This is a genomic window from Thiovibrio frasassiensis, from assembly GCF_029607905.1.
GTDB lineage: Bacteria > Desulfobacterota > Desulfobulbia > Desulfobulbales > Desulfurivibrionaceae > Thiovibrio > Thiovibrio frasassiensis.
This window is the reverse complement of record NZ_JAPHEH010000001.1, coordinates 2,113,383-2,139,107: the sequence shown is the minus strand read 5'-3', so window position 1 is coordinate 2,139,107 and position 25,725 is coordinate 2,113,383. Positions and strand designations below refer to the sequence as shown.

The 25,725-nt window shown below is 54.0% G+C and carries 22 protein-coding genes and 2 tRNA genes; 15 read left to right on the top strand and 9 right to left on the bottom strand.

From position 1 onward, the window contains the following. Positions 1-121: 121 nt before the first annotated feature. The gene (locus OLX77_RS10050) at positions 122-616 is read left to right on the top strand and encodes a MogA/MoaB family molybdenum cofactor biosynthesis protein (RefSeq protein WP_307633464.1); all 495 of its coding nucleotides are present in this window, start codon (positions 122-124) and stop codon (positions 614-616) included. 66 nt (positions 617-682) lie between these two features. Here the strand turns inward: OLX77_RS10050 and purM are convergent, their stop codons facing one another. Both purM and OLX77_RS10040 read right to left on the bottom strand, forming a co-directional pair. Further along, positions 683-1,741, bottom strand: a complete 1,059-nt coding sequence (purM, locus tag OLX77_RS10045) for a phosphoribosylformylglycinamidine cyclo-ligase (RefSeq protein ID WP_307633463.1) — start codon at positions 1,739-1,741, stop codon at positions 683-685. A gap of 125 nt (positions 1,742-1,866) precedes the next feature. After that, positions 1,867-2,136: a hypothetical protein gene (locus OLX77_RS10040; RefSeq protein ID WP_307633462.1), complete on the bottom strand. Its 270-nt coding sequence runs from the start codon at positions 2,134-2,136 to the stop codon at positions 1,867-1,869. A 210-nt stretch (positions 2,137-2,346) separates the two neighbouring features. Between OLX77_RS10040 and OLX77_RS10035 the strand changes: the two genes are divergently transcribed. Both OLX77_RS10035 and OLX77_RS10030 read left to right on the top strand, forming a co-directional pair. Further along, positions 2,347-3,000: a zinc ribbon domain-containing protein gene (locus OLX77_RS10035; RefSeq protein WP_307633461.1), complete on the top strand. Its 654-nt coding sequence runs from the start codon at positions 2,347-2,349 to the stop codon at positions 2,998-3,000. Between the two features lie 89 nt (positions 3,001-3,089). After that, a tRNA-His gene (locus tag OLX77_RS10030) sits at positions 3,090-3,166 on the top strand. Positions 3,167-3,272: 106 nt separating this feature from the next. Here OLX77_RS10030 and OLX77_RS10025 read toward each other — a convergent pair. Beyond that, entirely contained in the window at positions 3,273-4,013 is a 741-nt protein-coding gene (locus OLX77_RS10025) for an RNA methyltransferase (protein WP_307633460.1), read from the bottom strand. Positions 4,014-4,094: 81 nt separating this feature from the next. After that, a complete protein-coding gene (locus tag OLX77_RS10020; RefSeq protein WP_307633459.1) occupies positions 4,095-4,673 on the bottom strand; it encodes a BON domain-containing protein in 579 nt (192 codons plus the stop codon). Between the two features lie 621 nt (positions 4,674-5,294). Between OLX77_RS10020 and OLX77_RS10015 the strand changes: the two genes are divergently transcribed. The 3 genes from OLX77_RS10015 to OLX77_RS10005 all read left to right on the top strand — a co-directional run bounded on the left by OLX77_RS10015 (position 5,295) and on the right by OLX77_RS10005 (position 7,169). Further along, positions 5,295-6,557, top strand: a complete 1,263-nt coding sequence (locus OLX77_RS10015; RefSeq protein ID WP_307633458.1) for a DEAD/DEAH box helicase — start codon at positions 5,295-5,297, stop codon at positions 6,555-6,557. 103 nt (positions 6,558-6,660) lie between these two features. Then, positions 6,661-6,861 (top strand): cold-shock protein, encoded by a 201-nt coding sequence (locus tag OLX77_RS10010; RefSeq protein ID WP_307633457.1) that lies wholly within the window; start codon positions 6,661-6,663, stop codon positions 6,859-6,861. 107 nt (positions 6,862-6,968) lie between these two features. Beyond that, positions 6,969-7,169, top strand: a complete 201-nt coding sequence (locus OLX77_RS10005; protein ID WP_307633456.1) for a cold-shock protein — start codon at positions 6,969-6,971, stop codon at positions 7,167-7,169. Positions 7,170-7,290: 121 nt separating this feature from the next. On the opposite strand, the gene OLX77_RS10000 is transcribed toward OLX77_RS10005, so the two are convergent. Further along, a tRNA-Thr gene (locus OLX77_RS10000) sits at positions 7,291-7,366 on the bottom strand. A gap of 141 nt (positions 7,367-7,507) precedes the next feature. On the opposite strand from OLX77_RS10000, the gene OLX77_RS09995 reads away from it, so the two are divergent. Beyond that, positions 7,508-8,878, top strand: a complete 1,371-nt coding sequence (locus OLX77_RS09995; RefSeq protein ID WP_307633455.1) for a sigma-54-dependent transcriptional regulator — start codon at positions 7,508-7,510, stop codon at positions 8,876-8,878. Between the two features lie 11 nt (positions 8,879-8,889). On the opposite strand, the gene OLX77_RS09990 is transcribed toward OLX77_RS09995, so the two are convergent. Together OLX77_RS09990 and recN are read right to left on the bottom strand one after the other, a co-directional pair. Continuing rightward, positions 8,890-9,891, bottom strand: a complete 1,002-nt coding sequence (locus OLX77_RS09990) for a thiamine biosynthesis protein (RefSeq protein ID WP_307633454.1) — start codon at positions 9,889-9,891, stop codon at positions 8,890-8,892. Further along, positions 9,888-11,564 carry a DNA repair protein RecN gene (gene recN, locus OLX77_RS09985; RefSeq protein ID WP_307633453.1) on the bottom strand — a complete coding sequence of 559 codons (1,677 nt, stop codon included), beginning with the start codon at positions 11,562-11,564 and terminating at the stop codon, positions 9,888-9,890. The genes OLX77_RS09990 and recN overlap by 4 nt, the downstream gene beginning before the upstream one ends. 165 nt (positions 11,565-11,729) lie before the next feature. On the opposite strand from recN, the gene OLX77_RS09980 reads away from it, so the two are divergent. Then, positions 11,730-13,160: a M48 family metallopeptidase gene (locus tag OLX77_RS09980; protein ID WP_307633452.1), complete on the top strand. Its 1,431-nt coding sequence runs from the start codon at positions 11,730-11,732 to the stop codon at positions 13,158-13,160. Between the two features lie 50 nt (positions 13,161-13,210). Here OLX77_RS09980 and OLX77_RS09975 read toward each other — a convergent pair whose 3' ends face one another. Further along, positions 13,211-14,773, bottom strand: coding sequence for an HDOD domain-containing protein (locus tag OLX77_RS09975; protein WP_307633451.1), 1,563 nt, complete (start codon positions 14,771-14,773; stop codon positions 13,211-13,213). 305 nt (positions 14,774-15,078) lie between these two features. On the opposite strand from OLX77_RS09975, the gene OLX77_RS09970 reads away from it, so the two are divergent. The 7 genes from OLX77_RS09970 to OLX77_RS09940 all read left to right on the top strand — a co-directional run bounded on the left by OLX77_RS09970 (position 15,079) and on the right by OLX77_RS09940 (position 23,712). Further along, a complete protein-coding gene (locus tag OLX77_RS09970; RefSeq protein WP_307633450.1) occupies positions 15,079-15,828 on the top strand; it encodes an FHA domain-containing protein in 750 nt (249 codons plus the stop codon). Positions 15,829-15,836: 8 nt separating this feature from the next. Next, positions 15,837-18,275 (top strand): WD40 repeat domain-containing serine/threonine protein kinase, encoded by a 2,439-nt coding sequence (locus OLX77_RS09965; RefSeq protein ID WP_307633449.1) that lies wholly within the window; start codon positions 15,837-15,839, stop codon positions 18,273-18,275. A 31-nt stretch (positions 18,276-18,306) separates the two neighbouring features. Beyond that, a complete protein-coding gene (locus OLX77_RS09960; RefSeq protein ID WP_307633448.1) occupies positions 18,307-19,074 on the top strand; it encodes a PP2C family protein-serine/threonine phosphatase in 768 nt (255 codons plus the stop codon). A gap of 10 nt (positions 19,075-19,084) precedes the next feature. After that, positions 19,085-19,675 carry a hypothetical protein gene (locus tag OLX77_RS09955; protein WP_307633447.1) on the top strand — a complete coding sequence of 197 codons (591 nt, stop codon included), beginning with the start codon at positions 19,085-19,087 and terminating at the stop codon, positions 19,673-19,675. 9 nt (positions 19,676-19,684) lie between these two features. Beyond that, positions 19,685-20,485: a DUF3786 domain-containing protein gene (locus OLX77_RS09950; RefSeq protein WP_307633446.1), complete on the top strand. Its 801-nt coding sequence runs from the start codon at positions 19,685-19,687 to the stop codon at positions 20,483-20,485. A 139-nt stretch (positions 20,486-20,624) separates the two neighbouring features. Further along, entirely contained in the window at positions 20,625-21,962 is a 1,338-nt protein-coding gene (locus OLX77_RS09945; protein WP_307633445.1) for a replication-associated recombination protein A, read from the top strand. Positions 21,963-22,074: 112 nt separating this feature from the next. Then, complete coding sequence (locus OLX77_RS09940) at positions 22,075-23,712, top strand: UshA-like (seleno)protein (protein ID WP_307633444.1); 1,638 nt, start codon at positions 22,075-22,077, stop codon at positions 23,710-23,712. A 70-nt stretch (positions 23,713-23,782) separates the two neighbouring features. Here the strand turns inward: OLX77_RS09940 and dnaK are convergent, their stop codons facing one another. Then, entirely contained in the window at positions 23,783-25,690 is a 1,908-nt protein-coding gene (dnaK, locus tag OLX77_RS09935; RefSeq protein ID WP_307633443.1) for a molecular chaperone DnaK, read from the bottom strand. Between the last annotated feature and the right edge of the window lie 35 nt (positions 25,691-25,725).

Genomic DNA, 25,725 nt, shown 5'->3' with positions numbered 1-25,725 from the left:
ACCGACCAAAATAGCAGGTTGCCGGAGAGAAGACAACAGACATTACGATTAGCTGCTTGACTTCATTGGATTTTTCTTACTAAGATGCAGACGCATATCACTCGCTTGAAGGAGACCACACATGACAGCATACACCGGCGGCATACTGACCATCAGCGACAAGGGCTCGCGCGGGGAACGGGAAGACACCAGCGGTCCGCAACTGCAGGAAATGCTCCGCGAACAAGGATATTCTCTGGTGGCCTACGCAATAGTTCCGGACGAAATCACCATTATCGAGGAAACCCTCCGGACCTGGGTGGATGAAAAGAAAATCGACCTGATTCTCAGTACCGGCGGCACCGGCGTTTCCCCCAGCGACCTGACCCCCGAGGCGACCCGCAAGGTTCTTGACCGGGAAATCCCGGGCATCGGCGAGGCCATGCGCCTGGCCAGCCTGCAAAAAACCCCCAATGCCATTCTTTCCCGGGGCATCGCCGGCATCAGGAAAGAAAGCCTGATCATCAATCTCCCCGGGAGCAAAAAAGCGGCACAAGAAAATCTGGCGGCAGTGCTCCCCGCGTTACAGCATGCCATTTACAAGATCAAAGGCGGAAGCAAAGACTGCGGCAGCTGAATCTGCGACAAAAAAAGGCCCACGGAAACCGTGAGCCTTGAGCAAACATCATACAACGTCAAGCAATCAGCCGCAATCTACCTCAACAGCCATGGTATCCTTTTTCTTCATGGCATCAATCTCGCCGATCAGATATGGGGTCTCACCCAGGGCTATCAATTGCTGCATGCAATCATCCACCTGTTTCGCATCAACCACCACAACCATGCCGATTCCGCAGTTGAAGGTGCGGCACATCTCATAGGATGAGATCTTGCCGTTTTTCTGTAGGAACTCAAAAACCGGAAGAACATCCCAACCCTTCTTGTTGATCACCGCCTTGCAGCCATTGGGCAGAACCCGCGGGATATTATCAATAATGCCACCGCCGGTTATGTGCACCAGCCCTTTCACCTTGAAATTTTTCACCAGATTCAACAAGGTTTCGCTGTAGATCCTGGTCGGTCGCAGCAGCTCTTCGCCCAAGGTACAACCGAATTCCTCAATATTATCGTTGACGCTGAGACCCATCTCTTCGAAACAGATCTTGCGCACCAGGGAATAACCGTTGCTATGCACCCCGCTTGAAGCAAGACCGATCAGCTTATCGCCGACACTGATTTCGGAGCCGTCAATCAGCTTGTCCCGCTCGCAGATTCCGACCACGAACCCGGCGATATCATAGTCCCCGGCCTGATAGAGTCCGGGCATCTCCGCCGTTTCTCCGCCGATCAACGAGCATTTGGCAATCTCGCACCCCTTGGCAATCCCCTTGACCACATCGGTGGCAACGCCGACATCAAGCCCGCCGGTGGCGAAATAATCCAAAAAGAAAAGAGGATGCGCCCCGCAGACAATAATATCGTTCACGCACATGGCCACCAGATCGATGCCAATGGTATCATGCTTGTTGCACATCTCGGCAATCTTCAGCTTGGTGCCGACCCCGTCGGTTGACGAGACCAAAACCGGATCCTGAAACTTACCGCTCCCCAGGGCGAAGAGTCCGCCAAAGCCACCGATGCCGGTAAGCACCCCGGGCCGAAAAGTAGAAGCGACTATCGGCTTGATGTTATCGACAAAAGCGTTGCCCTTATCGATATCAACTCCGGCTTCCGCGTAACGAGAAATCTCTTTCTTAGCCATAATCCTCTTCGGTAACCCCAAATTCTCAATCGTGTATAAAAAAAGCAACAGACGAAAAATCCGTGCTGTTCATTCGTGACTCTATCGGGAAGAATTTTACCCCATAGGCCAACGGTGCTGATTCCTCATTTTTTCACGAGACCATCTTTAATTGCCAGCCCGTAAAAAGTCAACCAGTTTTCCGGTAAGCCACTGAGAATACAAGGGGTTGCGCAACAACCGGGCAAAAGGTGCTTTCCCGCATCCCCCTTACCTTTAGAGAAAGTGTACTCTGTTCGGCCGGATAAACTCAAGCGCATTTCATCACCGGCAGACAAATTGCCCGGAACCGCCCAACCAACACCGATTTGTCGCGAAAATTCACTTGCGTAGTTGACCTCCATCGCTTTGTGCATTATTTTACGCTGATGAAGTGTTTAATGAAATACCGAGTTTCTTGTATTGTCTTCCTGCTGCTCTTGGGCGTGTGCTTTTTCGTTTTCCCTTTTGAAAACACGTCCCCAGCTTCGTGAGCTGACACAGCAATAGCGCCCCGAAAGGAGCGCCGGCAATTCGGTTCCCTCTCCCTGAAGACCAAAGGCCATGCGCCTACGGAGGATATCACCATGGACATCGATCGATGCATCAAGCTTGCCAACGAAGAACATTTCTGCCCCTATTGCAAGGAGCGCCTTTCCTGCTGCGAGGCCCCGCCCTTTCACATCGGCGACGGCCTGGGGTGGGGATCGGACATCCTGTTCATCTGCCTCAACAATGACTGCTCCATTTTCGCCAACAGTTGGGAGCAATTTGAGGAACGATACGGCCATAAGGCTTCCTGCCGCTACATGCTGCTGCCGGGAGAGGATACAGGCATGACTATTATGGTCGGCGGCGCCGATGCCTTTACCGGATCGATCATTGATATCGAGGCCATCCAGAAACAGAACGAACGCCATCGAAACCAAAAATCACACACCACCGATCTGGAAACCTGTGTAGCAGAAAACAATCTCAACCCTGTCCTCTGTCTTATCCTTGACAACAGTGCGGAGCTGGCGGTACGTAAACGCGCCTGCGAACTTCTGGTAGACCTGAACAACCTCGACTGCATCGATCCGATCCGCAATCACAACTTCATCCATGGCGACATCGAGATGCAGGCCAACATGTCCATAAAACAGCTGCTGGAGAACAACCACCGTAAGGAATGCCCTTACTGTATGGAGATTATCAAATCCCAGGCCAAGATGTGCAAGCACTGCAGTAAAGAAGTTTAAGGCTCTCCACAACCGACTTTGCCCTTGCGAAAGAGAACACGATTGATTATATAGGGTGCGTTGGTTCCGGGGAGGATATCCCCCATATGGTGAGCGTAGCTCAGCTGGTGGTAGCACCGGGTTGTGGCCTCGGAGGTCGTGGGTTCAAGTCCCATCGCTCACCCCACGAAAGAGATAAGGGTTTCGCATAATTGCGAAACCCTTTTTTTATTGCCCCAGAGCCCCCCGAGCCAGAACGATTATACCGATCCGGGGTGTATCGCTCTTCTCTTTCAGGATCTATTTTTCCCCCGATGCAGCCAGGCAATTTTATCCCAGAGGCCGCGGAGAATCTGCACCTCATGTTCGCTCAAGCCCTGGCGGGCAAACATCCGTCGAAAAGCGCGGAGCAGATGTTCCGGATTCTGCGGGTTAAGAAACCCCACCTCAAGAAGCACCTGACGCATCTGGACAAACATGGCCTCCAGATTCTTCCCCAAGGCCGGCCGCTTGCCCCGGGCCTTGTCCTCGACAGGAGCGGCAAACCGCAGGGAGGCTTCATAGAGACAGACCGCGACAGCCTGGGCCAGATTCATGGAGGGCAGCTCGGGATGGGTGGGGATGGTCACGCAGTATTGGCAGAGATCCAGATCCTCGGTTTTAAGCCCCGTGTCCTCAGGACCGAAAACCAATGCCGCCCTGGCAGTTTTTGCCAAAGTCGCAACGGTTGTCCCCGCCTCTGCCGGAGACAGCAGTTCCTCGCGGTATTTACCGAAGCGACGGGTCGTACCCAGGGCAAGGTTCCTGTCGGCCAGAGCGAGAGCGAGATCTTCATACACCTTGGCCCGTTCCAGGATATCGATGGCAGTTACCGCCATATTACGGGCTTCCGCCCCGAGATGGCTTGCCCGCGGCTGCACCAAACGCAACTCACCGAAGCCGAAATTTTTCATGACCCTTGCCACAGAGCCGATATTCCCAGCTCCTTTTGGCTCGACGAGCACGACACAGAGATGATCACAAGACATAGCCATTGATGAGAACCTTGTTGAGCTTGACAAAAAATAGCATTGTTCCGGCAAAACAGTGGGCGAGCGGAACAAATCTTCTACAACTCAGTGAACCTGTAGGTTGTCGACCACTCCCTTGACTCCCTCTACGGAACGAATCAGGTTGAGCACCTTCCGCTTCTGTTCCTGACTGGGAACAGTACCGGTAACGCTAACAGAACCAGAATAGACATCCACATCGACATTAAACGATCTGACCCCGGGCTCTTCCACGAGTCTGGCTTTGATCTTGGCGCCAAGCACCTTATCGTCAAACCCCTGGCCAAGGGTGCGGGAACCGACCTGGAGTTCATTTCGTACCCGCACAACCCCAGACACCGATTTAGCCAAGAACGCCGCCCGGTTCGACTCATGTTGCGAATCGACATAACCGGAAAGGACCACCACCCCCGAGACGGTATCAACATCGATATTCCGGGCCTTGACGTTTTTATCGCCAATGAGTTCTGTTTTGACCTTGGCAGTGATCGCACCATCATCGACCATCGTCCCGGTAGACCGCTCGTCCGAGCCCACGGCGTAGCCGCCTGCTGCTGTTCCGCCCACAACGGCGGCGGAACAGCCAAAACTGACCAAGACACATCCATAACAGGCCATCCCGACAAAAAAATTCAGTGTTTTCATTCGACTACTTCATCTCCCGTCTTGTTTTTCATCTTTTGCGCCATGCGTTGCACCAAGCAATCCCTTGCCCCAGAATATCCACTGTCAGCAAAACCATCCCCCAAAGAAACGCAGCATGATGTTCAACTATACAACTATACTTAAAGAAACCCTCCAACCCCACACCTTTATTTCCCTCTCTTGCCCATACCCACCTACTGTTTCCTGCCCAGCCTCCATTATTTTTTCCGTTTTTCCTTCCGCCTTGCATTTATTTGCTTGCACAAAGAGAAAAGGCAGAGTATGTTGACATAACGAATATGAATTTTAATAGAAGTAATACCTCTTTATGATATCCATCCAGCTGTGTTATTTCCTCCCTGCTTCGTCAGTCTCCCGCAAAGTTTCTGTCGACCACATACTTCGTTAACAATACAGAAAATTGAGCGGAATATCCCCCGGACGGAAACATTGTTGATTTTACCCACCATTGACTCACTCAAGTTCCGTCCCTGACACCTTCCAGCATGCCTATCACACTATTAAAAAATATCTTGGTGCTTTCACAAAAGACACCGTTTACGCAATGCAGCTCCCCTTTATCCCATTACGCCGCATTGCCACTCGAACAAAGGAGTTCTAATGAGTTTTGATGAGTTTCAGTTCCACCCCCAAATAATTGCCGGCATAAAAGCCTGCGGTTATACTTCCCCAACCCCCATCCAGCGCGAGGCCATGCCTCCCATTCTCGCTGGCCGCGATATGCTGGGCCTCGCCCAGACAGGCACCGGCAAAACCGCCGCCTTTGTGCTTCCGCTTTTGCAACGTCTCCAGGACGGACCCCGTAAAAAAGTACGCGCCCTTATCGTTGCTCCCACCAGGGAGCTTGCTGAACAGATCCACGAAAATATCGGCAAAATGGCCGGCCAGACCAGACTCCGCAGTGTTGTCGTCTATGGCGGCGTCGGCAAGCCTGGCCAGATCAAAAAGATCAGAGAAGGCGCGGAGATCATCGTTGCCTGTCCCGGACGGTTGCTTGATCACTTGAATGACAAAGCCATCAACCTCCGTGAGGTTGAGATTCTGGTTCTCGACGAAGCCGACCATATGTTTGACAAGGGCTTTTTGCCGGATATCAAACGGATCATCAAGCATCTGCCGACCCAGCGTCAGAACCTGGTCTTTTCCGCCACCATGCCTGCGGAAATTCGTCACTTGGCCGAAGATATCCTGAATAACCCGGCGACTGTCCAGATCAATCACACCCAGGCCGTGACGACCATCTCCCATGTGCTCTTCCAGGTCGCAAAAGAGAATAAAACCTCCTTACTGAAAAGCATCATGGCCCAGGAAGAGATGGCCACCACTCTGATTTTCACCAAGACCAAACACAAGGCGAAAAGCCTTGCTCTGGCCTTGGAGAAATCCGGCTACAGTGCAACCTCTCTCCAGGGCAACTTGTCCCAACAGAAACGCCAACAGGCCCTGGATGGCTTCAAGAACGGAACCTTCAAGGTTCTGGTTGCCACAGACATCGCTGCCCGCGGGATTGACGTCTCCGGCATTTCTCATGTTATCAACTATGATGTCCCGGACACGGTCGAAGCATATACGCATCGCACTGGTCGCACCGGCCGTGCCACCCGAACCGGCGAAGCCCTTACCTTGGCTGCCGGAGAAGATGGCAAGATGATCCAGGCCATCGAGCGCACTCTGGGCAAAAAGATGGTCCTTAAGAGCATCGTTGGTTTTGTTGCCGACGTTCAGGACCGTGACGAACCAATCAAGTATCGGCGTCAAATGCCGATGAGAAAAAAACCTACCCCTGCTGGATCGGGGAGAAACAAGCGCGCCAGGGCCTCGTCCTTTGATTTTGGCATCCCGGTTCCCGCTCAACGACAGTAAACCGGTTTGGGCAACCAAACCACCAGCCGTGAGATCAAACGATAGCTCGGCTTTATAACAAAGTGGTTCCTACGTGGAACCGAGTTCAAAGGAGTAGTACAAGATGGCAGAAGGCACAGTTAAATGGTTTAATGATTCGAAGGGTTTCGGTTTTATTGAGCAGGACGGCGGCAAGGATGTATTCGTACATCATTCCGCGATTCAGGCTCAGGGTTTTAAATCTTTGCAGGAAGGCGCACGGGTTACCTTCGACGTAGTCGACGGTCCCAAGGGTCCCTCCGCAGCAAACGTAGTACAACAGTAAAACCTCAGGTTTGGGCAACCAAACCTCCAGTCGGGATATCAAACGGTATTTCGGCTTTATAACAAAGTGGTTCTTACGTGGAACCGAGTTCAAAGGAGTAGTACAAGATGGCAGAAGGCACAGTTAAATGGTTTAATGATTCGAAGGGTTTTGGTTTTATTGAGCAGGACGGCGGCAAGGATGTATTCGTACATCATTCCGCGATTCAGGCTCAGGGCTTCAAATCTTTGCAGGAAGGCGCACGCGTTACCTTCGACGTAGTCGACGGTCCCAAGGGTCCCTCTGCAGCCAATGTTGTTCAACTCTAAGATCAGTTGAATGATGTTTTAAAGCCCCGCTTCGGCGGGGCTTTTTTTTTAGTTATTTTCTGGGGATTTAATTGGAAGAAAAAAAAGGCTTACGGATAACTCCGCAAGCCTTTACATTTACTGGAGCCAACGAGGAGAGTCGAACTCCTGACCTACTGATTACGAATCAGTTGCTCTACCAACTGAGCTACGATGGCATTATATCTTGCAGAATAACGATATATTTCGTATTCATAAATGATGCTTTGCATCTATCAACTTTACCCGCAAGTGTCAAGCTCTTCCCATTTACCAATCGGCAAAAAACCTAAAAATTCGCCCCAGGTCAACTGGCAGCAATGAAAAAAAACCACCCGGTTTCCATTCTCGTCGTCGATGACGACAAAACCCACCGCATCATGCTGAAAACCATGCTGAAGCAATGGGGCTGGCAGACTGAAGAAGCGGATGACGGCACAACCGCCATCGAGGCGGTGCACAGCACGCCTTTTGATGCCATTCTCATGGATGTCCGCATGACCAAGCTGGATGGCATAGAAGCTCTGCGGCGCATCCATGCATACAACCCGGCCATTCCCGTGATCATTATGACCGCATACTCTTCGGTGGATGCCGCCGTTGAGGCCATCAAGATCGGAGCCCACGACTACCTGACCAAGCCCCTTGACTTTGACCGCCTCAAGCTCACCATGGCCCGTGCCTTGGACCATCGCCAGGTTCAGGAAAACAAGAATGCTTCCCCAAAAAATAACTCCCTGAGCATGGAGACCGGGGGCATTATCGGCAACTCCGCACCGATGCGCGAACTTCTCGAAATGGTCTCCTACGTCGCGCCAAGCGAAGCAACCGTACTTATTTCCGGAGAATCGGGCACGGGCAAGGAGTTGATCGCTGCGGCCCTGCACCACAACAGCGCCAGAAAAAATGGCCCCTTCATCAAGGTCAACTGTGCGGCTCTTGTTGAGAATCTTCTCGAATCGGAACTGTTCGGGCATGAAAAAGGCGCCTTTACCGGGGCAGATCGCCGCCGGGAGGGGAAATTCGTCCAGGCCAATGGCGGCACCATCTTTCTTGACGAAATAAGCGAAACCTCCCCGGGCATGCAGGCAAAACTGCTGCGCGTCTTACAGGAACACGAGGTCCAGCGGGTTGGGGGGCAGGAAACCCTTGGGGTTGATGTGCGCGTTTTGGCGGCCAGCAACCGAAACCTGGAGGAAGAGGTCGCACGGGGTGAGTTCCGGGAAGATCTCTACTACAGGCTCAACGTGGTCCCCCTGCACGTTCCCCCGCTCAAAGAGCGCCGAGAGGATATCCCGATCCTGGCCGAACACTTCGTGGAAAAATTTGCCAAGAAAAACAACCGCCAGGTTGCGGGCATTACGCCACGCTGCATGGCGCTGCTTATCAACTACCCATGGCCCGGAAATGTGCGGGAACTTGAAAACGCCATCGAACGGGGGATCATCCTCATGCGCGGCGACTACCTCGATGAGGAGTCCCTGCCCATCCCGGTGCGGCGTTTCACCACGAACAACGACACCGCAGAGGCCTCTGCCGCAGCTCCTCCTGGATCGCTTGAAGAAGCGGAACAACTGGTAATCAAAAACATCCTGGCGGAGACAGGCGGCAACAAAAGTGAAGCCTCCCGCCGCCTGAATATCACCCGAAAAACCCTGCTCAGCAAGATGCACAAGTACGGCCTGACCTAACCTCCCTCCGCCTACAGAGACCACTCCTGAAAGATTAGGTCGGCAAGAGGCTCCGCCACCAGAGTCCGCTCTTCCCCAGCACAAGCAAACAACACCGTCGCCGCAGCCGAGGCAGCATCCATTTTTTTCCCGAAGCGAACCACCAACCCGGCTGCCGCGGCAAGATCATCCGGGTGCCCGGCATCATGCAAGACCCCCATCGGCCCGGGGCGCTCCGGCATATAAACAAGATAATCGCCCGGATCATGGAGCTCCTCAAGTCGCGCATTCTCAGCCGCATCGCGCCCCAGGACAAGCCATCCCCCATGCGGCAGCTGAAAATGCCGGCCAAAAAGGAGAATCCGGATGTCATTCAGCCTGACCGTGGGATAGTGCCCGTAATACCAGGCAATCCGTTTTGCTTGGTCCGACTCGGTAAGGACACAGCCTCCGGCAGGACGGGGATAGTCCCGGAGGCCGAACTCTTCAGCCAGCTGCATCTGCGGCTGCCGCCCCCTGCCGCTGAAATCCAGAAGCCGTTCCCGATCCACCAACCCCTCGCGCTCGGCAAAAGTCGGTTCCTGCGTTTTGGCGCACAACGGGCGCAGAAGGATGCCGGTGCAACCACTGTCCCGCTCAATCACCCGCAGGGTATCACGGCGCTGGGACATTGGTCGCTGGCCGATAACCTCCCCGGTAATCAAAAAAGAGGCGGAATATTTCGCCATCAATCTTTTTGCCTCCCGGAGCAGGAGGATCTTGCAATCAATGCAGGGGTTGAAATTTTTCCCGTATCCATGGGGAGGGTTGCGCAGCATGGCAAAATAGGGTTCGCTCAGGTCATGGAGGACAACATCAATCCCGTAAAGCTCTCGAACCTTTTCCGCATATTCCTGCTCCTCGGCGAGCAGCTCATAGCCAAAAAAGGGAGTAACAAACTTGACCGCCAGCACCGTAATCCCCTGCTCCGCCACCACGCGACAGGCAAGGATACTGTCCAGACCGCCGGAAAAAAGAGCCAGGGCACAGGTCACAAGGCAACCTTCCGCTCCATGAGCGTGCGCACATAGGCGAGGGTCTGCTCGCTGACCGAGTCTCCATCGAGCATCCTGGCAAGTTCCTGCTCTCGTTTTTCAACGGCCAGCGGGATAATGGTGGTTTGGGTCCGTGCATCTACCACGGATTTTTGCACCAGAAAATGCTCGTCAGCCAGGGAGGCAATCTGCGGGAGATGGGTAATGCAAAAAACCTGATGATGGGCTGACAGCTCCCGGATTTTCCTGGCCACCGCCTCTGCCGCCTTGCCGCTGATTCCGGCATCGATCTCATCGAAGATAACCGTATCCACTTGATCCTTCTGGGCCAGAAGGGTCTTCAAGGCCAACATCAAGCGCGACAATTCGCCGCCCGAGGCAACCTTGGCCAAGGGCTTGGGCTCCTCGCCCTGATTGGCGGAAAACATGAATTCCGGACGATCCCAGCCCAACCGGGAGATGCTGCCCAACTGCTGCCCGGGCTCTCCTTTAAAACAGATCTCGAAAACCGCCTGTTCAAAGCAGAGCGCGGCAAGAGCAGCACGAATCTTACCGGCCAACTCCTGAGCCGCAGCCTGACGTGACTGGGACAGCAACGCCGCCGCCTCGCGCAGGTCGGCTTCGTGCCCACGCATTTCTTTCTCCAAGGCAGCCAGCCGTTCATCCAGCGCCTCGATTTCCGCAAGTTCCTGCCTGGCCTCGCGCCCGAAAACGATGACCGCGTCCAATTCCCCGCCATATTTTCTTTTGAGCCGCTGCAACAGATCAAGACGGGCCGTAACCACATCGAGACGCGCCGGATCACTGGCAAGGGTCTCCACATAGTTGCGGATGGCAAGGACATGGTCTTCCAGCTGAAAACAATTCCCGGCCACCTCTTCGGCAAGCCCGGCAAGGCCCGGGTCAAAGGCGGCCATCTGAGCCAGGTTTTTACGCACCGCCGAAAGCGGGGTATTGACCGCATCGGCCAAAAGATGCCAGCTTTTCTTCCCCAGACCGATCAGGTCGTCGGAGGCACGCAGCCGGTCACGCTCAAGAATCAGGGCTGCATCTTCGCCAGGGCTGGGTCCGGCCTCTTCAATCTCCCCGACCTGAAAGGCGAGAAAATCCCGGCGCTGCTCCTTATCCCGTTCCTTTGCCACGAGCGCCTGATGGAGATGCTTGCACTCCTGCCATTTGTCATAAAACTGGGCAACGACGAGCCGCTGCGGCCAGAGGCCGCCAACCGCGTCAATACAATCAAGATGACTGCGGGGCTGCAAGAGTTGCTGATGATCATGTTGACTGGCGACGCTGAGCAGATTTTCCATCACCTCACCCACCGCCTTGGCCGTGGCAAGACTCCCGTTCATGAAATAACGGCTCGCCCCCTTCAAGGAAACAACCCGCTTGACCACCAGCTCGGGTTCGGGGTCATATCCCATCTCGGCCAGCTTCTCCAGAATGATCTCATGCTGGGGGTTCAGTTCAAACAGGGCTTCCACCGTTGCCGTCTCCGCCCCGCCTCTTATCCAGGTGGCCGCGGCCTTTCCCCCCTCGAGCAGATGGATGGCCTGCAAGATGATGGATTTCCCGGCGCCGGTCTCGCCGGTAAGAACCGTCAGCCCTTCGGCAAAAGAAACATGCAGTTTCTCGATGAGGGCAAGATTGGTGATGATAAGTTCCTTCAGCATAAGATTCTCTATACAGGATTATGGGGAGATTGCAAAGGTTGACCTGTTTGGCGTGGCGGAGCGGAACAAATGGTGGCGCAAATGCCCGATCATCACTATATTAACTAAAATACCTAAAGCTGGAACCAAACAATTCCCCTAGCCCAGGTTCTCAGAATATTTACCATGAATCACAAGACAACGGTACGACGCTTCATCGCCTGCATTCTCTGTGCTGTTTTCATCCTCGGAAACGGAACCGCACCGCGCTTTTCCCCAGCACCGGCCCAGGCTTTCACCATTGGCGAGGAACGGGAGGTTGGCGAAAAACTCCTCTCCATCATCCGCAAGGAATTTACCCTGCTTGATGATCCCGACCTCACCGAATATGTAACCACCCTCGGGAGAGAGACCCTGCAGCTCGCGGGGCCGCAGTTCTTTGATTATCATTTCTTCATCATCGACAACAAGGAATTCAATGCCTTCGCCGCCCCGTCCGGCCTGATTTTTTTCCATTCAGGCCTCATTGACCTCTGCGACACGGAGGGCGAACTGGTCAGCGTCCTCTCCCACGAAATCGGCCATGCCGCAAGCCGCCATATCGCCGACCGGATCAGCAAATCAGGCAAGGTCAACGCTACCACCACGGCCCTGATGCTGGCCGGCCTGCTCCTTGGCCAAGGAGGAGCCCTTTCCCAGGCCGTTGTCACCGGCTCCATGGCCGGGGGGCTGACCGCAAACCTTAATTTCAGCCGCCAGGACGAAGAAGAGGCCGACCGCTTGTCCTACAAATGGATGCAAGAGGAAAAGCGTGATCCGGCGGACATGGTGAATATGCTCAAAAAAATGCGGCGGGTCAGCCGCTATCACCGGAAACAGGTCCCCACCTACCTCCTTACCCATCCAGAACCGGAAAACAGGATCGGCTACATTGAAGACCTCATCCTACAGGATCCGCCCAAAAAAATCCAAGCCCAGGATGAGTTCGCTTACCAGAGATTCAAATACCGGGTCCAGGCCCTTACCCGGGACACGCAATCGATCCTGCCTATCCTGAAAAACAAGGCGGAGGAGCCAACCACCCTCCAGAATGACCCCATGGTTTTCTTTGGCCTCTCCCAAGCCTATCTGGCCAACCGTGATTATCCCAAGGCAGAAGAGGCACTCCAGAAAGTTATCCGCCGCTTTCCAGACAAGCAGATTCTCAAAACAGATCTCGGCAGGATAAAACTTGAGGCGGGAGAAACAAAGGGTGCCCTGGAAATCTTCCAGGAAATATATAAATTGGATCCCAACGGGGTATACAACGCCTACTATCTTGCCAAAGCCCTGCAGCAAGACGGAGAGGCTGCCAAGGCGGTCCTGATCTATGAAAACCTGAGCGAACGTCTGCCGACCTATGCAAAACTCTATCAGGAGATCGGCAGAATCAGAGCCGCCCTTGGCAACAAAGCACTCGGCCACTACAACCTCGGCCTGTACCATTACTATGAAGGATCAAGCCTCACCGCCCGTTACCACATCGAGGAGGCGCTGAAAGGCCTCACCGAAAAAGACCCTCTTTTCGCCAAGGTAAAAGACCTGAAAAACAAGATCATTCGCATAGACAAGATGTGAGCAGGGGAAAATAGCCCTGCATGGTTCTGAAAAGGGCAGGGGAAATACTGCTACTTGCGGCTGCGGAGCTTACGGATCGCCATCACCGCAAAATCACGGAATAATCGAGTCGCCTTGATCCGGTTTGAATCAAGTTTCGGCCTGCCTTTTTTCCGGTCAAGGTAGATAAGCCCGATGGGTTTGTCGTCAAGACAGATTGGAAAAAGATACACCGTCCGGTCCTTCACAAAGAACTTGAGGCTCTCAGGAAAGGCGCCTGGGGCATTCGGCGGGACGGCCATGTCCTTGCATGCCTTGAGGGACTTGGGGATGACGTAGTCACTCGGAGCAAGATCGTGCTCGAATTTAGCGATTCCGGCGGGGTCAATATCGCCCAGGCCAAAACGCCCGACTAAAACCCGACGCGTTGGCTGCACGCTGATCACCGCCAGGAGCACCCGATCAAAACCAATGCCCCGGTACAAACCTTCCAGCAAATTGATGTAAAAGTCATTGAGGTTGAAAGGCCCCATTAACGTCTCGGTAATATCGTGGATAAAATCGTTGATGGATTTATCCGGACTGGTGGGCAACTCTTCCAGCTCCTGAATGCCGAGTTCTTCCAAAACGTTGTCTTTTTCTCGGACAGCCTCCTCCCCCCCCGAAACCTTTTCGCTTTTATCCTTTTTCTTCCGCGCAGTTTTTGGCGCCTTGACGGCCTCCTCAAGCCCCCGCAAACGGCTGCGCATCTTCAACTTGGCAAGCCCGTAACGGATGGACTCGGAGATGTCCTCCGAAGCGTCGACCGTCTTGTTGACCCGCTCAACAGCCTCTTCCAAATTCATTGACAGCATTTCGCCATATTGACGCAAAAGACCGTCGATATCCTTTTCCTCACAGACATGCTCAATGAGTTTATTGGAGAAATTTGCTACATTCTTCAAATAGCCGAGGGCATCGTAAGTATTTTGAGGCTCCGGGGGATTGGGATTCATGGAAGCGCAGACCTTGTCGGACAAATTCCAGAAGGTTGCCACTTCAACCCCTATTTGCTCAAAGGTCAACCCCTCGAGAACCTGCCGGGTAGCGGCATCCTCGGACATGCCGCCGGCAACCTTCTCTTCGATCTCCCGAGAGATTTCCGGCATGTAGATGCAGACAATAATCTTCCCGAGATTATGCAGCAGTGCACAAATAAACGCCTCTTCCGGCACGATGTTGAGATTTTTCTCAACCGCCAGATCACGGGCCTGCAGCGCGCTGAGAAAGGAACGGGTGAGCAGCTTACTGATCCCCTCTTTCTCAACGCCGTTTTTAACGAAATCCTCGAACAGGGCAATGCCGGTGGCAAGGTCACGCACCGCATCAAAGCCGATAATGGTCACAGCCCTGGAGATGGAATTGACCGGGCGGCCAAGGGAATAAAAGGCGGAATTGACCACCTGCAATACTTTATTGGTAAGGGAATAATCTTTAAGGATGACCTTGGAAAGCTCGTAGCCCGCACTTTGACTGCTGTGGGTCAGGGCGATCAATTCCTGGACATTATGGGACATGGCCGGGAGTTCGCCCATGTTCATTTTTGTGAATATTTCCGCTAGTTTACCGCTTGAAGGCGGTGAGGTCTCAGTCATATCTTCCTGTACCAACCCAAAATTCGAACAACCAATCCCCCATCATTTTTTGGCCCCTAACCTACGATTATAACTATGTAATATTAAGAAAAAAATCTACAATAGGAACGTTTTTTTATTACACCCTTATGTGATATATGATACGTTCATAACAGGCAAGTAAATTTCATGCAACTTTCTGATATAGTATGATAAATATTTCAATGAGACGCTTCAGCGGAAAGAGGAAGTATCCTCTTGTTCTGTTTCTGCGGATGCAGATCCAAACAACCAACTAAAAAAAATGAAGTCCCCGGGAAACGCTGATGATGCAGGACGGAACGATCAATCTCGAAGATTACACCAAATCAGATTGGACCATTATGCTGAATGACCGGGTTATCACAAGCTTTACGACCCATGAAGGCAGCAAGCTCATTATTGGCCGCAGCCCCGATGCGGATGTGACCATCGATAACACGGCCATATCCAGACACCACTCTTCCCTTGAGCTTCGCGATGGCCGACATTACCTGGCCGATTTGAAAAGCACCAACGGCACCACCGTCAATGGAAAAAAGATTGCCTCAAAGGTCCCGGTAACAAATAAAGACGTCATTTTCATCGGAAAATTTCGTTTGCTTCAGGCTGCGGCAGATGAACAGCATACTTCTTCATCATACGCCACAGCCATGGATATTGACGACGAAGCAACTGTCTTTGTCAGCTCTCCCCGACAACAGAACCTCACCCAGCCCAGTCAAGCCATGCCGTCTTCCTCTAACGAGACTTACAGACTCACGGTAATTGAAGGCAACGCTTCGCCAAGCACGCTCTCCCTTGACGGGAAGAGCAGCGCAAAAATCGGCAAGGATCCTTCCTGCGACATACTAATTCCCGGCTGGCTTGTCAGCAAGACCCAGTGCTATGTGGTGAGCAAAAAAGACAAATATTACATTGTACCCCAGCGTTCATGGGCGAATACCAAACTCAACGATGTCATCATCAAAGAGGAACGCCTCCTACGCAAAGGCGATATCATCCAGATCAAGAGTGTGAAAATCAGGTTCAATTAACCTCCCGGATGCTTGCGAGACTCTTTGACCAAATAAACAAGTGGAAAAAAGGCGCCTCTTCCGGCATCCCAGGGGAGCCGTCCGCCAGAGCCATCGAACCCAAACTCTCTCCTGAAATCCCGCAGGTGCCTGTCTGGGCCCCTGGAGACACCATTCTTAACCGGTATCATATCGAACAGGTTATGTCTGGCTCCATGGGCAATGTTTACATTTCCGAACATCTCGGCTGGAAAATAAAGGTCGCCATTAAAGCCCCCCGGCCGGAAGTCCTTGCCGACCGTGAAGGCATGCGCCGCATACTCAAGGAGGCCAACAGCTGGGTCAGGATGGGCATGCATCCCAATGTCGCGTCCTGTTTCTATGTGCTTTCCGTCAACAAAATCCCCTATCTTTTCATTGAATTCATCGATGGCGGAAATCTTTCCGACTGGATCAAGGCAGGCCGGTGCCGAAACCTCCGGACCGCCTTGTCACTGGCCATCCAGTTCTGTCACGGCATGGAATTTACCCACCAGCGCGGGATCATCCATCGCGACATCAAACCCCAGAATGTCCTGATCACCAAAAACTCCTTGTTAAAAATAACCGATTTCGGCATCCTCCTTGCCCATGGAGAGATCGAAACAGGCGATGGCCAGGTTCCCGGCGCGAGCACTACGGATCACGAGGCAACCATCGGGTTCCGGGGCACCCTGGGCTACGCCTCCCCGGAACAGTTGCGCAATGCCCATACTGTTGACCTGCGAACGGATATTTTTTCATTCGGCCTCTGCCTCTGGATGATGCTCTGCGGCAAGAAGCCCTTTATCAACAATGCGCTGAAGCATAAAATACCCACCCCGACTCCGGTGACGCCGGACGTCAAATTCCCGAAAGTGCTTAAAGATATTTTACGCAAAAGCGTGGCCTACAACCCTGAAGAGCGTTATCAAAATTTCGCCGAAATGCGCACGGCCTTGAACGAAGCATATACCGCCGCCTTTAACACCGCCTGCCCCTATGCCGAACTCAGCAATATCGACCTCAGAGCGGACAGTCTCAACAACAGGGCTGTTTCCCTGTTTGAGCTGGGGGAAAGCAAGGAGGCTTCCGCCTGCCTGAGCAAAACCCTTGAAATCAACGAGATGCTCCCCGAAGCTGTATACAATATGATTCTGCTCAATTGGCGCTCGGGGACAAAGGCGACAAAAATTATTCGCCAGATCGAAACCGCCAAGAAACGCGGAGCCACAGCGCCCTGGCTCACCGAAATGGAGGCGGCGGTAAAACGCAGCATGGTTTCCGACAAGGTCGAACCAAACAAACAGCAGTTCCCGGAATTTCGCCTGTGCCTTCCGAAAAACTCTCTAGAAATATTCCGGGAAGGACAACTCCACCTCTCGGTACAGCGCAACATCCTCGACCATTTGGATAATAAACGCTATGGCCCCTGCCATGATATCCTGATGACCGCATGGAAAAACAGCAGCTTCAAAAAAGACAAAATTTTCAACATGGTCTATCACCGGCTCTTGCTGGTTGGCACCAAAAAGAAAGTGCTGGGAGTGCAGCGCTTTCTGACCCTAAAAGGAGATGAAGGGCCGACAAAGCATCTTGCCCATATCCCCAACACGAAGAAATTTGTTGCCGCCGGTCCCGAAGGAAAAATAATCCTTCACGACCTGGGCGCTACCGCCCACCAAAGCTTTGTCTTGGGAAAAGGCGGCAGTGCCATCACCGCGTTGGCCATCTGCCCAATGGGAAAATATATCGCCGTAGGCGCTCAGGATGGAACCGTCTGCCTTTTTTCCACAAAGACCGGCAAGCAGGAATCAAAAGAAACTGCCCATAAAGGCCAGGTGCACGCCTTGGCCTTTAACGAAAATGGCCGCCACCTCGCCTCCGGTGGTGCAGACGGGATCATGAAGATCCGCAAACTTGGCACCGGCCCGGAAATGAGCACCTCCATTCAGGAAGGCGGCTCTGTCCGCGCCATTATCTATACCGGTAAAGGGTTGAGCCTGGTAACAGGAAGCGAAGACGGCTCTGTGCGTTTCTGGGACGCCAACGGCAAAGAATGCACGAGAATTATCGAAGCGCATGCCATGCCGGTCATCTCTCTGGCAAATTCCCTTGATGGCCAGCGCTTTATCTCTGCCAGCACCGACCGGCACCTTAAGGTTTGGGAACACACGACCGGACGCTGCCTCAAATCGATCAAGGCCCATGACGAAACCATTTCTTCCGCCTTGTTTCTCCAGGACAATCAGACCCTGATCTCCGGCTGTGAAGATGACATCATCAAGCTTTGGGATGCGAGCAGCGGTGAATGCCTGGCCATTCTTGACGGCAGAGGCGACGGCATTTACAGTTTAGCGCACGGACCCAAGCCCCACACCTTTCTTTCCGGAAGAAAAGATGGGGCTATTGTCTTCTGGATGGTCATTTACCAACTGCACTTTGAGTAATTTCCCCGCTCGGGAAAACAATGGAATATTCATGATCTTCGGGTTCTTAAAGAAACTCTGTAAAAGCAAGCCCAGAGCCATTTCCTTTTATGGCCGCACGGATACGGGAATGGTCCGCGGCCATAACGAAGACAGCTTCTGCTCCCTCCGCAACCGGCGGCTTTTCGTGGTCGCCGATGGCATGGGCGGCCATAATGCCGGCGAGATTGCCAGCCGGTTGGCCATCGAAGCCCTGCTCGAATCTCTTTCTGAAGAAAAAATCCGGGAAATCCGGGGCAACGATGAAAAGATCCACCAGAGTATGTTGGAGGCCTTCCATCATGCCAATCAGGCTGTAATGAACAAGGCCTCCGCGGATGAGACCATGAAAGGGATGGGCTGCACCATGGTCGCCTGCCTCCTTGACGAAAACCGCCTCCACACCTGCCACGTTGGGGATGCCCGCTGTTATCTCTCCGAAAAGGGCGTCCTGAAGCAGATCACCACGGACCATACCGCTGTTACGTACGTCCAGAGAATCGATGCCAACAACAAAGAGATTCAGGTTCCTCGCCATGTGGTTACCAGGGCCATCGGCTTCAACTCCCCGGAGGGTCCGGAATACCACAAAAACATTGTGCTCCCTGGCACCAGGGTACTGCTCTGTTCCGACGGGTTATGGAATATGATTGACCACACCCACATCGAGCAGATCCTCCTCAATGCCTCCTCCCCGGAAAAAGCCAGCGAAACGCTGGTCAAGGCAGCCAACGACCAAGGCGGACGCGACAACATCACCGCCCTGGTAATTTTTTACTAGAGGCAAAACAATGTCCGTCCAACACTGTAACCAGAATACCCTTGAAAACATCGCCGCCGATCTTTTGGCCCTGGCCAACGATCTTGCCCAGGGAAAACTTCGGGTTGGCAATCGGCTCGTCGCTATCGGCAACCCTCTGTTCCTCAAGACCAAGCAGAAAATCACCGGCGACACCGCGTATTGCACCCTTTCTTTTCAAGTGCCCCTCCTTGCTTCAGACAAAGAGACCCGGGTGACAGTCGACCAACAGCATGCTCCCCCAAAAAACGCGGCGGGCAGCGACAGCAAAGAGTTTCGCTTAAAGGGGCGGCCACCGGAGGGGAAAAAAACAAAAAAAGAGCTCTCACGCCTCTGGAAAACCGTTACCCATAACCTGGAACAGGGGCAACCACCCACCCCTGCCGAAGAGAAAGCCCTTGTTGCCGCCTTTGAAAGCTACACCGTTTTCTCCGAACCGGCATGGCACGAAGAGTGGCTTCGCTGTTTTGCCCAATTGCGAGAATGCCTGGCCTGTGCCCGCAAGGGAGAGATTCCCAATGCCCTGGAATATGCCGAGGAAGTAAACCGCCTCACCAAAGTCTGCCACAAACTCCATAAGTAGCCTCTTACCATGACTCCCATCGAGATTGTCAAACGCACCCCAAAGAACAATTGCGGACAATGTGGCTATCCCAGCTGTCTTGCCTTTTCCGCGGCAGTCGCCAAAAGTGGAGAGGACTTCGGCAAATGTCCCTATCTTGACACCACAGGCCTGAACGTTGTGCAACAACAAGGGGCCGCCCTTGAGGAGCTTTCCGAGCAACGCGATCTTGCCCTGATCGAATACCTGAAAGGCAAGATTTCCACCCTGGACTTTACCCGGATCGCCGCCCCATTGGGTGCCACCCTCTGCGGCAAGGACAATCAGACCCTGTCTTTTTCGTTTCTGGGACAGACTGTTCTCCTGAACAGAGAAGGGATCCTCCTTGATGGGCACGTACCGGATGATCCCAGGGATCAAATCCTCCTCTATAACTATATCCACTCCCAGGGGGGAGTGGACCCTACCCAGGACTGGATCGGCCTGGAAACCCTGCCAAACTCGATTTCAAAGGTGCGGACCCTCGCCACTTACTGCGAAAAGAGATTGGCCGAACTCTTTTCCCCTCTTCCTGCTGCAACAATCATCGCTGCCTGCCATCGCCTGGGTGGCGTTGAGGCTCCCACTCTCTCGGCAACGCTCGGCTGCATCATCCCTGTGCTGCCCAAGATTCCCCAATATCTTGTCTATTGGGAGGCTGAGCCGGAAGACGGCTTTGCCCCAAAGGTCAAGATTCTTTTCGATCGTCAGGTTCTCAATTTTCTCGATCTGGAATCCTTGATTTTTTCGGCGGAACGACTGGCAGAACGTCTTGCCGTTTTGCTTGCCTAAAGAGCCCTTTTCCCTCACCTCAACTAAAACACCGCTCGCACCTTGCCCGTTATCTGCTGATGACATTCAGACCAATTCCTGTCATACTGGTTTCTGTACAATGAAAAGACCTCCCCTTACAACCGCCAGATAAAGAGTTATGGCCCGACAACCTGCCCCACACACCGCCCCTTTAGCAGAACGACTCCGCCCGCAAACAATAGATGATTTTGTCGGGCAAAAACAACTGCTTGGCGAGGATAAGCTCCTGCGCCGCCTCATCCAGCAAAACTACCTGCCCTCCCTCCTTCTCTGGGGTCCGCCCGGCACTGGCAAAACCACCCTGGCCCGGATCTTATCGCGGACAACCGGCGCCGAATTTACTTTCTTTTCCGCAGTCCTTTCCGGGGTCAAGGATATTCGGGAAATAGTGGTGCAAGCCCAAACCGCAAAAGATGAGCGGAACGGTGCCACCATACTTTTCGTGGACGAAATCCATCGCTTCAACAAAAGCCAGCAAGACGCCTTTCTCCCCCACGTGGAGAGCGGCCTCCTGACCCTCATCGGCGCAACCACCGAAAACCCCTCTTTCCATGTGATCGCGCCCCTGCTCTCCCGTTGTCGGGTTCTGGTCCTTGAACCCTTGAGCCCGGAGAATTTGCAGACCATCCTCCAGCGGGCCATCACGGACCAGGAACAGGGCTTGGGCTCCTGGCAGATCTCCGTAGAGCCGGAAGCGGCCGCACACCTGGCAAGGATTGCCGACGGAGATGGCCGCAGCCTGCTGAACAGTCTGGAAATCGCCGCCAATCTCGCCGAAGCCGATGCCAAAGGGCAGCGGCAGATTACTCTGGCCACGGTGGAAGAAGCCATCCAGCGCAAAAGCCTGCGCTATGATGCAGACGGCGAAGAACACTACAATCTGATCTCAGCCCTGCACAAGAGCCTGCGGGACAGCGATCCGGACGGCGCCCTGTACTGGTTGTGCCGGATGCTCGCCTCCGGCGAGGAGCCCTTATACGTGGTCCGCCGGCTTATCCGTTTTGCCTCGGAAGACATCGGCAATGCGGACCCGCAGGCCCTCATGATTGCCATCAACGCGAGAAACTCCTATCAGACCCTGGGCACTCCGGAGGGAGAACTGGCCCTGGCCCAGGCTGTCACCTACCTTGCCACCGCCCCCAAGAGCAATGCCGTTTATGCTGCCTACAACGCGGTGATGCAGGACATACGGCGCACGGGCAGCCTGCCGGTGCCGCTCCATCTCCGGAACGCGCCAACCTCGCTGATGAAGGACCTCGGCTATGGTCAGGGCTACCAGTATGCCCACGATGACCCACATGCCCTGGTGGATCAACATCATTTACCGACCCAACTTGAGGGGAAAACCTATTATCAACCCGCCAATCGGGGCTATGAAGCAATCATCCGTGACCGGCTGGGCAAATGGCGGCAGCTGCTGCGAGACCGGAAAAAAACAGGAGCCGTCACAAAGTAATCTCCGTTTTTTTTACGCAATTTCCTCCGGCTTTCCATGGTGTTTTGACTATCAAGATGACGACCTTATTTCCCTACAACAGCGAATTGCCAACCTGAGGCGCACGACCCCCATGAACAAATCATTTTTTTTGCTCCTGCTCGCCCTTCTCATCGCACTCACCTCTGCCATCACCGCGGGGGGTGCGGAAAAAAAGTCGAACCCACCCAAACCGCCAGCGGATCTGCACGACATAACAATCTTTTTCTCCAATGATGTCAGAGGTGAAACCGAACCGTGCGGCTGAAAAAGTAACCAGTTGGGCGGTCTGCCCAAGAAAGCACAGCAACTTGAAGAATTGCGAAAAGGAAAAAAAGCAGTGCTGGCCCTGGACAGCGGCGCCCTGCTGTTCAAGGAGGAAAAAATACCGCCGGACCAGCAGCAACAGCTCACCACCACGGCCCAGGGCATTGTCTCGGCCTACAACAGGATGTCTTTTGCTGCGGTCGGCGTTGCCAGACAAGACCTTGCCGCAGGCTTAGCCTTTCTCCTTTCCCTGCAGCAGAAATCGGATTTCCCCTGGTTGAGCGCAAACCTTGTCAGCCGTAGCCAAGCCAAGCCATATTTCAAACCGCACCTCGTGCTCCGCAAGGGTGGGATAAGGATCGGGGTTATCGGTCTCACCGGCCCGGGTCCTGATGCAATTTTGCCGCAAAAAGACAATGCTGTCATTCTCCCCTGGGACGATGTCCTGCCCAAGGAGATCGCCGTGCTGAAAGGGCAAACTGATATGCTGGTTTTGCTCTCCAATCTTCCTGCGCCAATAAACAGAAAAATTGCGGAAACGCACCCGGAAATCCAACTCATCGTGCAAGCGGGAACTGGCTCCGGCAACCTGGTACCGGAACGGGTCAACAACACCCTGATTACCCAGGTGGAACAGCAGGGGAAATCCATCGGCATTCTGGAAGTGCGCTGGAACCGGCACAGCAGAAAATGGGAAGATCCTGGGGCAAAGAATCTGCTGCTGGACAAAAAAAACGAGTTGGATCGGCTGGGTTGGCAGATAAACCGCTACCGCAAGCATGGAGATCCGAAACTTGCCTTCAAGGGTCAAGCCGAGGTTCTCGCCGCCTATGAGGAATTACTCGCCCAACGCGAAAGGCTGGACCAGGAACTATGCCGCCTCACGAAGGAGGAGAACAGCAGGAATGCTCAAGGTGCCCAGTTCTCTTCCTTCAGCCATCACTTTGAGGCCATGCGGAAAGAGCTGCCGGACAACCCGGCGGTTCGGGCCATCGTGAATGCAACCACCAGCGAGGTGAACCGGATCGGCAAGAATGCGGCAAAAGCGAGAATCGCAGACAGTTCTGGCGAGAACCAGAAAGGGAGTTCGGGAAATTACGCCGGGAGCACCGCCTGCACCGGCTGCCATGCCCCGCAGTTTGCGAAATGGAGGGGCACCCAACACGCCATGGCCTATGACACCTTGGAGGCAAAGGGGCAGCAGTTCAATGTGCAGTGCCTACCCTGCCACATCACTGGCCCCGCCGCCCAGACAGGACAGGAAATGCTTGCCCTTGCCCATGACCTGCGCCAGGTCGGCTGCGAATCGTGCCATGGCCCAGCCCGTGCGCATACCCTGCAGCCGGCGGTGGCCAAAGCAGGCCGACCGACCATGGACACCTGCCTTCGCTGCCACAGCGGCGAACATGACGACCGATTCGTTTTTGCCGAGGCGCTTTCCCGCCTTCGCTGCGGCGCCGACTGATCACCGGGCATAAAAAAAGGCCAGGAGGCATCTGCCTCCTGGCCTAAAATCATTGCACTGCACGCGGAAGTTATTTCACTTCTTCAAAATCCGCATCCACCACATCATCATCATCCTTCTTTGCCTCACTACCCGGACCTGCGCCTTCGCCGCCTTCCGCCGCCTTATCCTTGGTGGCCTGGGCATACATCATCTCAGCCAGCTTATGAGAGGCCTGGGTCAAAGACTCAAGACCCTTCTTGATCGCCTCCACATCATCGGACTCCATGAGCTTTTTGAGGCTGTCGATCTCGACCTGGACCTTGTTCTTGGTCTCGCTGTCAACCTTATCGCCCAGATCCTTCATGCTTTTTTCCGTGGCATAAATCATGGAGTCGGCCTGATTCTTGGTCTCAACCAGCTCCTTGCGCTTACGGTCCTCGTCGGCATGGGCCTCGGCATCCTTCTGCATCCGCTTGATCTCATCCTCGGAAAGGCCGCTGGAAGCGGTAATCCGGATGGATTGCTCCTTGCCGGTGCCAAGATCCTTGGCGGAAACATGGAGAATGCCGTTGGCGTCCAAATCAAAGGTGACCTCGATCTGCGGCACCCCGCGAGGAGCCGGGGGAAGGTCGGTCAACTCGAAGCGACCGATGGTCTTGTTGTTGGCCGCCATCTCGCGCTCACCCTGGAGCACATGGATGGAAACCGCGGGCTGACTGTCCGCCGCCGTGGAAAACACCTGGCTCTTCTTGGTCGGGATGGTGGTATTCTTTTCAATGAGCTTGGTCATTACTCCGCCCAGGGTCTCGATCCCGAGAGAAAGCGGGGTAACGTCGAGCAGCAAGACATCTTTGACATCGCCCTTGAGGACTCCGCCCTGCACCGCAGCGCCGATGGCCACAACCTCATCCGGATTCACCCCCTTGTGGGGCTCCTTGCCGAAGATCTCTTTGACCTTTTCCTGCACCTTGGGCATCCGGGTCATACCGCCGACCAGGATTACCTCGTCGATGTCCGCCGCGCTGATCCCGGCATCCTTCATGGCGATCTGACAGGGCTTGATGGTCCGCTCGATCAGATCCTCCACCAACCCTTCCAACTTGGCCCGGGAAAGCTTCATCTGCAGATGCTTGGGTCCGGAGGCGTCCGCCGTGATAAAGGGCAGATTGATGTCGGTCTCCATGGTGGTGGAAAGCTCCATCTTCGCTTTCTCCGCCTCTTCCCGCAGACGCTGCAAGGCCATCTTGTCGGTGCGCAGATCAATGCCCTGATCGCGCTTGAACTCATCGGCAATCCAGTTGACGATGCGCATGTCGAAGTCTTCGCCGCCGAGAAAGGTATCGCCGTTGGTGGATTTTACCTCGAAGACGCCATCGCCGATCTCCAGGACCGAGATATCAAAGGTACCGCCGCCGAGATCAAAGACAGCGATCTTTTCCTCGCCCTTCTTGTCCAAGCCATAGGCCAGGGCCGCTGCCGTGGGCTCGTTGATGATCCGCTGCACGTTGAGGCCGGCAATCCGGCCGGCATCCTTAGTCGCCTGGCGTTGGGAATCGTTAAAATAAGCGGGCACGGTGATGACCGCCTCGGTCACTTCCTCGCCCAGATATTCCTCCGCGGTCTGTTTCATCTTGATAAGGATCATGGCGGAGATCTCGGCAGGGGTCATCACCTTGCCGTCAACCTCGACCGCCGCATCGCCATCCTTGCCGTTCACGATCTTGAACGGGCTGATCTCGATGCTTTTTTTCACTTCCGCATCGGTAAACTTACGACCGATAAGGCGCTTGATGGCGTGCAGGGTATGGACCGGATTGGTAACCGCCTGCCGTCTCGCTACCTGACCCACCAATCGCTCCCCGCTGCTGGAAAAAGCAACGACCGAAGGGGTTGTCCTGTTCCCTTCCACGTTGGTGATAACCTTGGGCTCGCCGCCTTCCATCACAGCGACACATGAATTTGTTGTTCCCAAATCAATACCAATAATTTTACCCATCTCAATATTCTCCTTACCTAACGGGATGAAGCATC

What these genes read in the sequence shown, in the direction of transcription:
- OLX77_RS09970 (WP_307633450.1), top strand. Translation starts at nt 15,079, where the DNA reads ATGATGCAGGACGGAACGATCAATCTCGAAGATTACACCAAATCAGAT.
- OLX77_RS10015 (WP_307633458.1), top strand. Translation starts at nt 5,295, where the DNA reads ATGAGTTTTGATGAGTTTCAGTTCCACCCCCAAATAATTGCCGGCATA.
- OLX77_RS10020 (WP_307633459.1), bottom strand. Translation starts at nt 4,673, where the DNA reads ATGAAAACACTGAATTTTTTTGTCGGGATGGCCTGTTATGGATGTGTC.
- recN (WP_307633453.1), bottom strand. Translation starts at nt 11,564, where the DNA reads ATGCTGAAGGAACTTATCATCACCAATCTTGCCCTCATCGAGAAACTG.
- OLX77_RS09960 (WP_307633448.1), top strand. Translation starts at nt 18,307, where the DNA reads ATGATCTTCGGGTTCTTAAAGAAACTCTGTAAAAGCAAGCCCAGAGCC.
- OLX77_RS09995 (WP_307633455.1), top strand. Translation starts at nt 7,508, where the DNA reads ATGAAAAAAAACCACCCGGTTTCCATTCTCGTCGTCGATGACGACAAA.
- OLX77_RS09975 (WP_307633451.1), bottom strand. Translation starts at nt 14,773, where the DNA reads ATGACTGAGACCTCACCGCCTTCAAGCGGTAAACTAGCGGAAATATTC.
- OLX77_RS10050 (WP_307633464.1), top strand. Translation starts at nt 122, where the DNA reads ATGACAGCATACACCGGCGGCATACTGACCATCAGCGACAAGGGCTCG.
- OLX77_RS10005 (WP_307633456.1), top strand. Translation starts at nt 6,969, where the DNA reads ATGGCAGAAGGCACAGTTAAATGGTTTAATGATTCGAAGGGTTTTGGT.
- OLX77_RS10025 (WP_307633460.1), bottom strand. Translation starts at nt 4,013, where the DNA reads ATGGCTATGTCTTGTGATCATCTCTGTGTCGTGCTCGTCGAGCCAAAA.
- OLX77_RS10040 (WP_307633462.1), bottom strand. Translation starts at nt 2,136, where the DNA reads ATGCACAAAGCGATGGAGGTCAACTACGCAAGTGAATTTTCGCGACAA.
- OLX77_RS10035 (WP_307633461.1), top strand. Translation starts at nt 2,347, where the DNA reads ATGGACATCGATCGATGCATCAAGCTTGCCAACGAAGAACATTTCTGC.
- OLX77_RS09965 (WP_307633449.1), top strand. Translation starts at nt 15,837, where the DNA reads ATGCTTGCGAGACTCTTTGACCAAATAAACAAGTGGAAAAAAGGCGCC.
- purM (WP_307633463.1), bottom strand. Translation starts at nt 1,741, where the DNA reads ATGGCTAAGAAAGAGATTTCTCGTTACGCGGAAGCCGGAGTTGATATC.
- OLX77_RS10010 (WP_307633457.1), top strand. Translation starts at nt 6,661, where the DNA reads ATGGCAGAAGGCACAGTTAAATGGTTTAATGATTCGAAGGGTTTCGGT.
- OLX77_RS09955 (WP_307633447.1), top strand. Translation starts at nt 19,085, where the DNA reads ATGTCCGTCCAACACTGTAACCAGAATACCCTTGAAAACATCGCCGCC.
- OLX77_RS09950 (WP_307633446.1), top strand. Translation starts at nt 19,685, where the DNA reads ATGACTCCCATCGAGATTGTCAAACGCACCCCAAAGAACAATTGCGGA.
- OLX77_RS09945 (WP_307633445.1), top strand. Translation starts at nt 20,625, where the DNA reads ATGGCCCGACAACCTGCCCCACACACCGCCCCTTTAGCAGAACGACTC.
- dnaK (WP_307633443.1), bottom strand. Translation starts at nt 25,690, where the DNA reads ATGGGTAAAATTATTGGTATTGATTTGGGAACAACAAATTCATGTGTC.
- OLX77_RS09980 (WP_307633452.1), top strand. Translation starts at nt 11,730, where the DNA reads ATGAATCACAAGACAACGGTACGACGCTTCATCGCCTGCATTCTCTGT.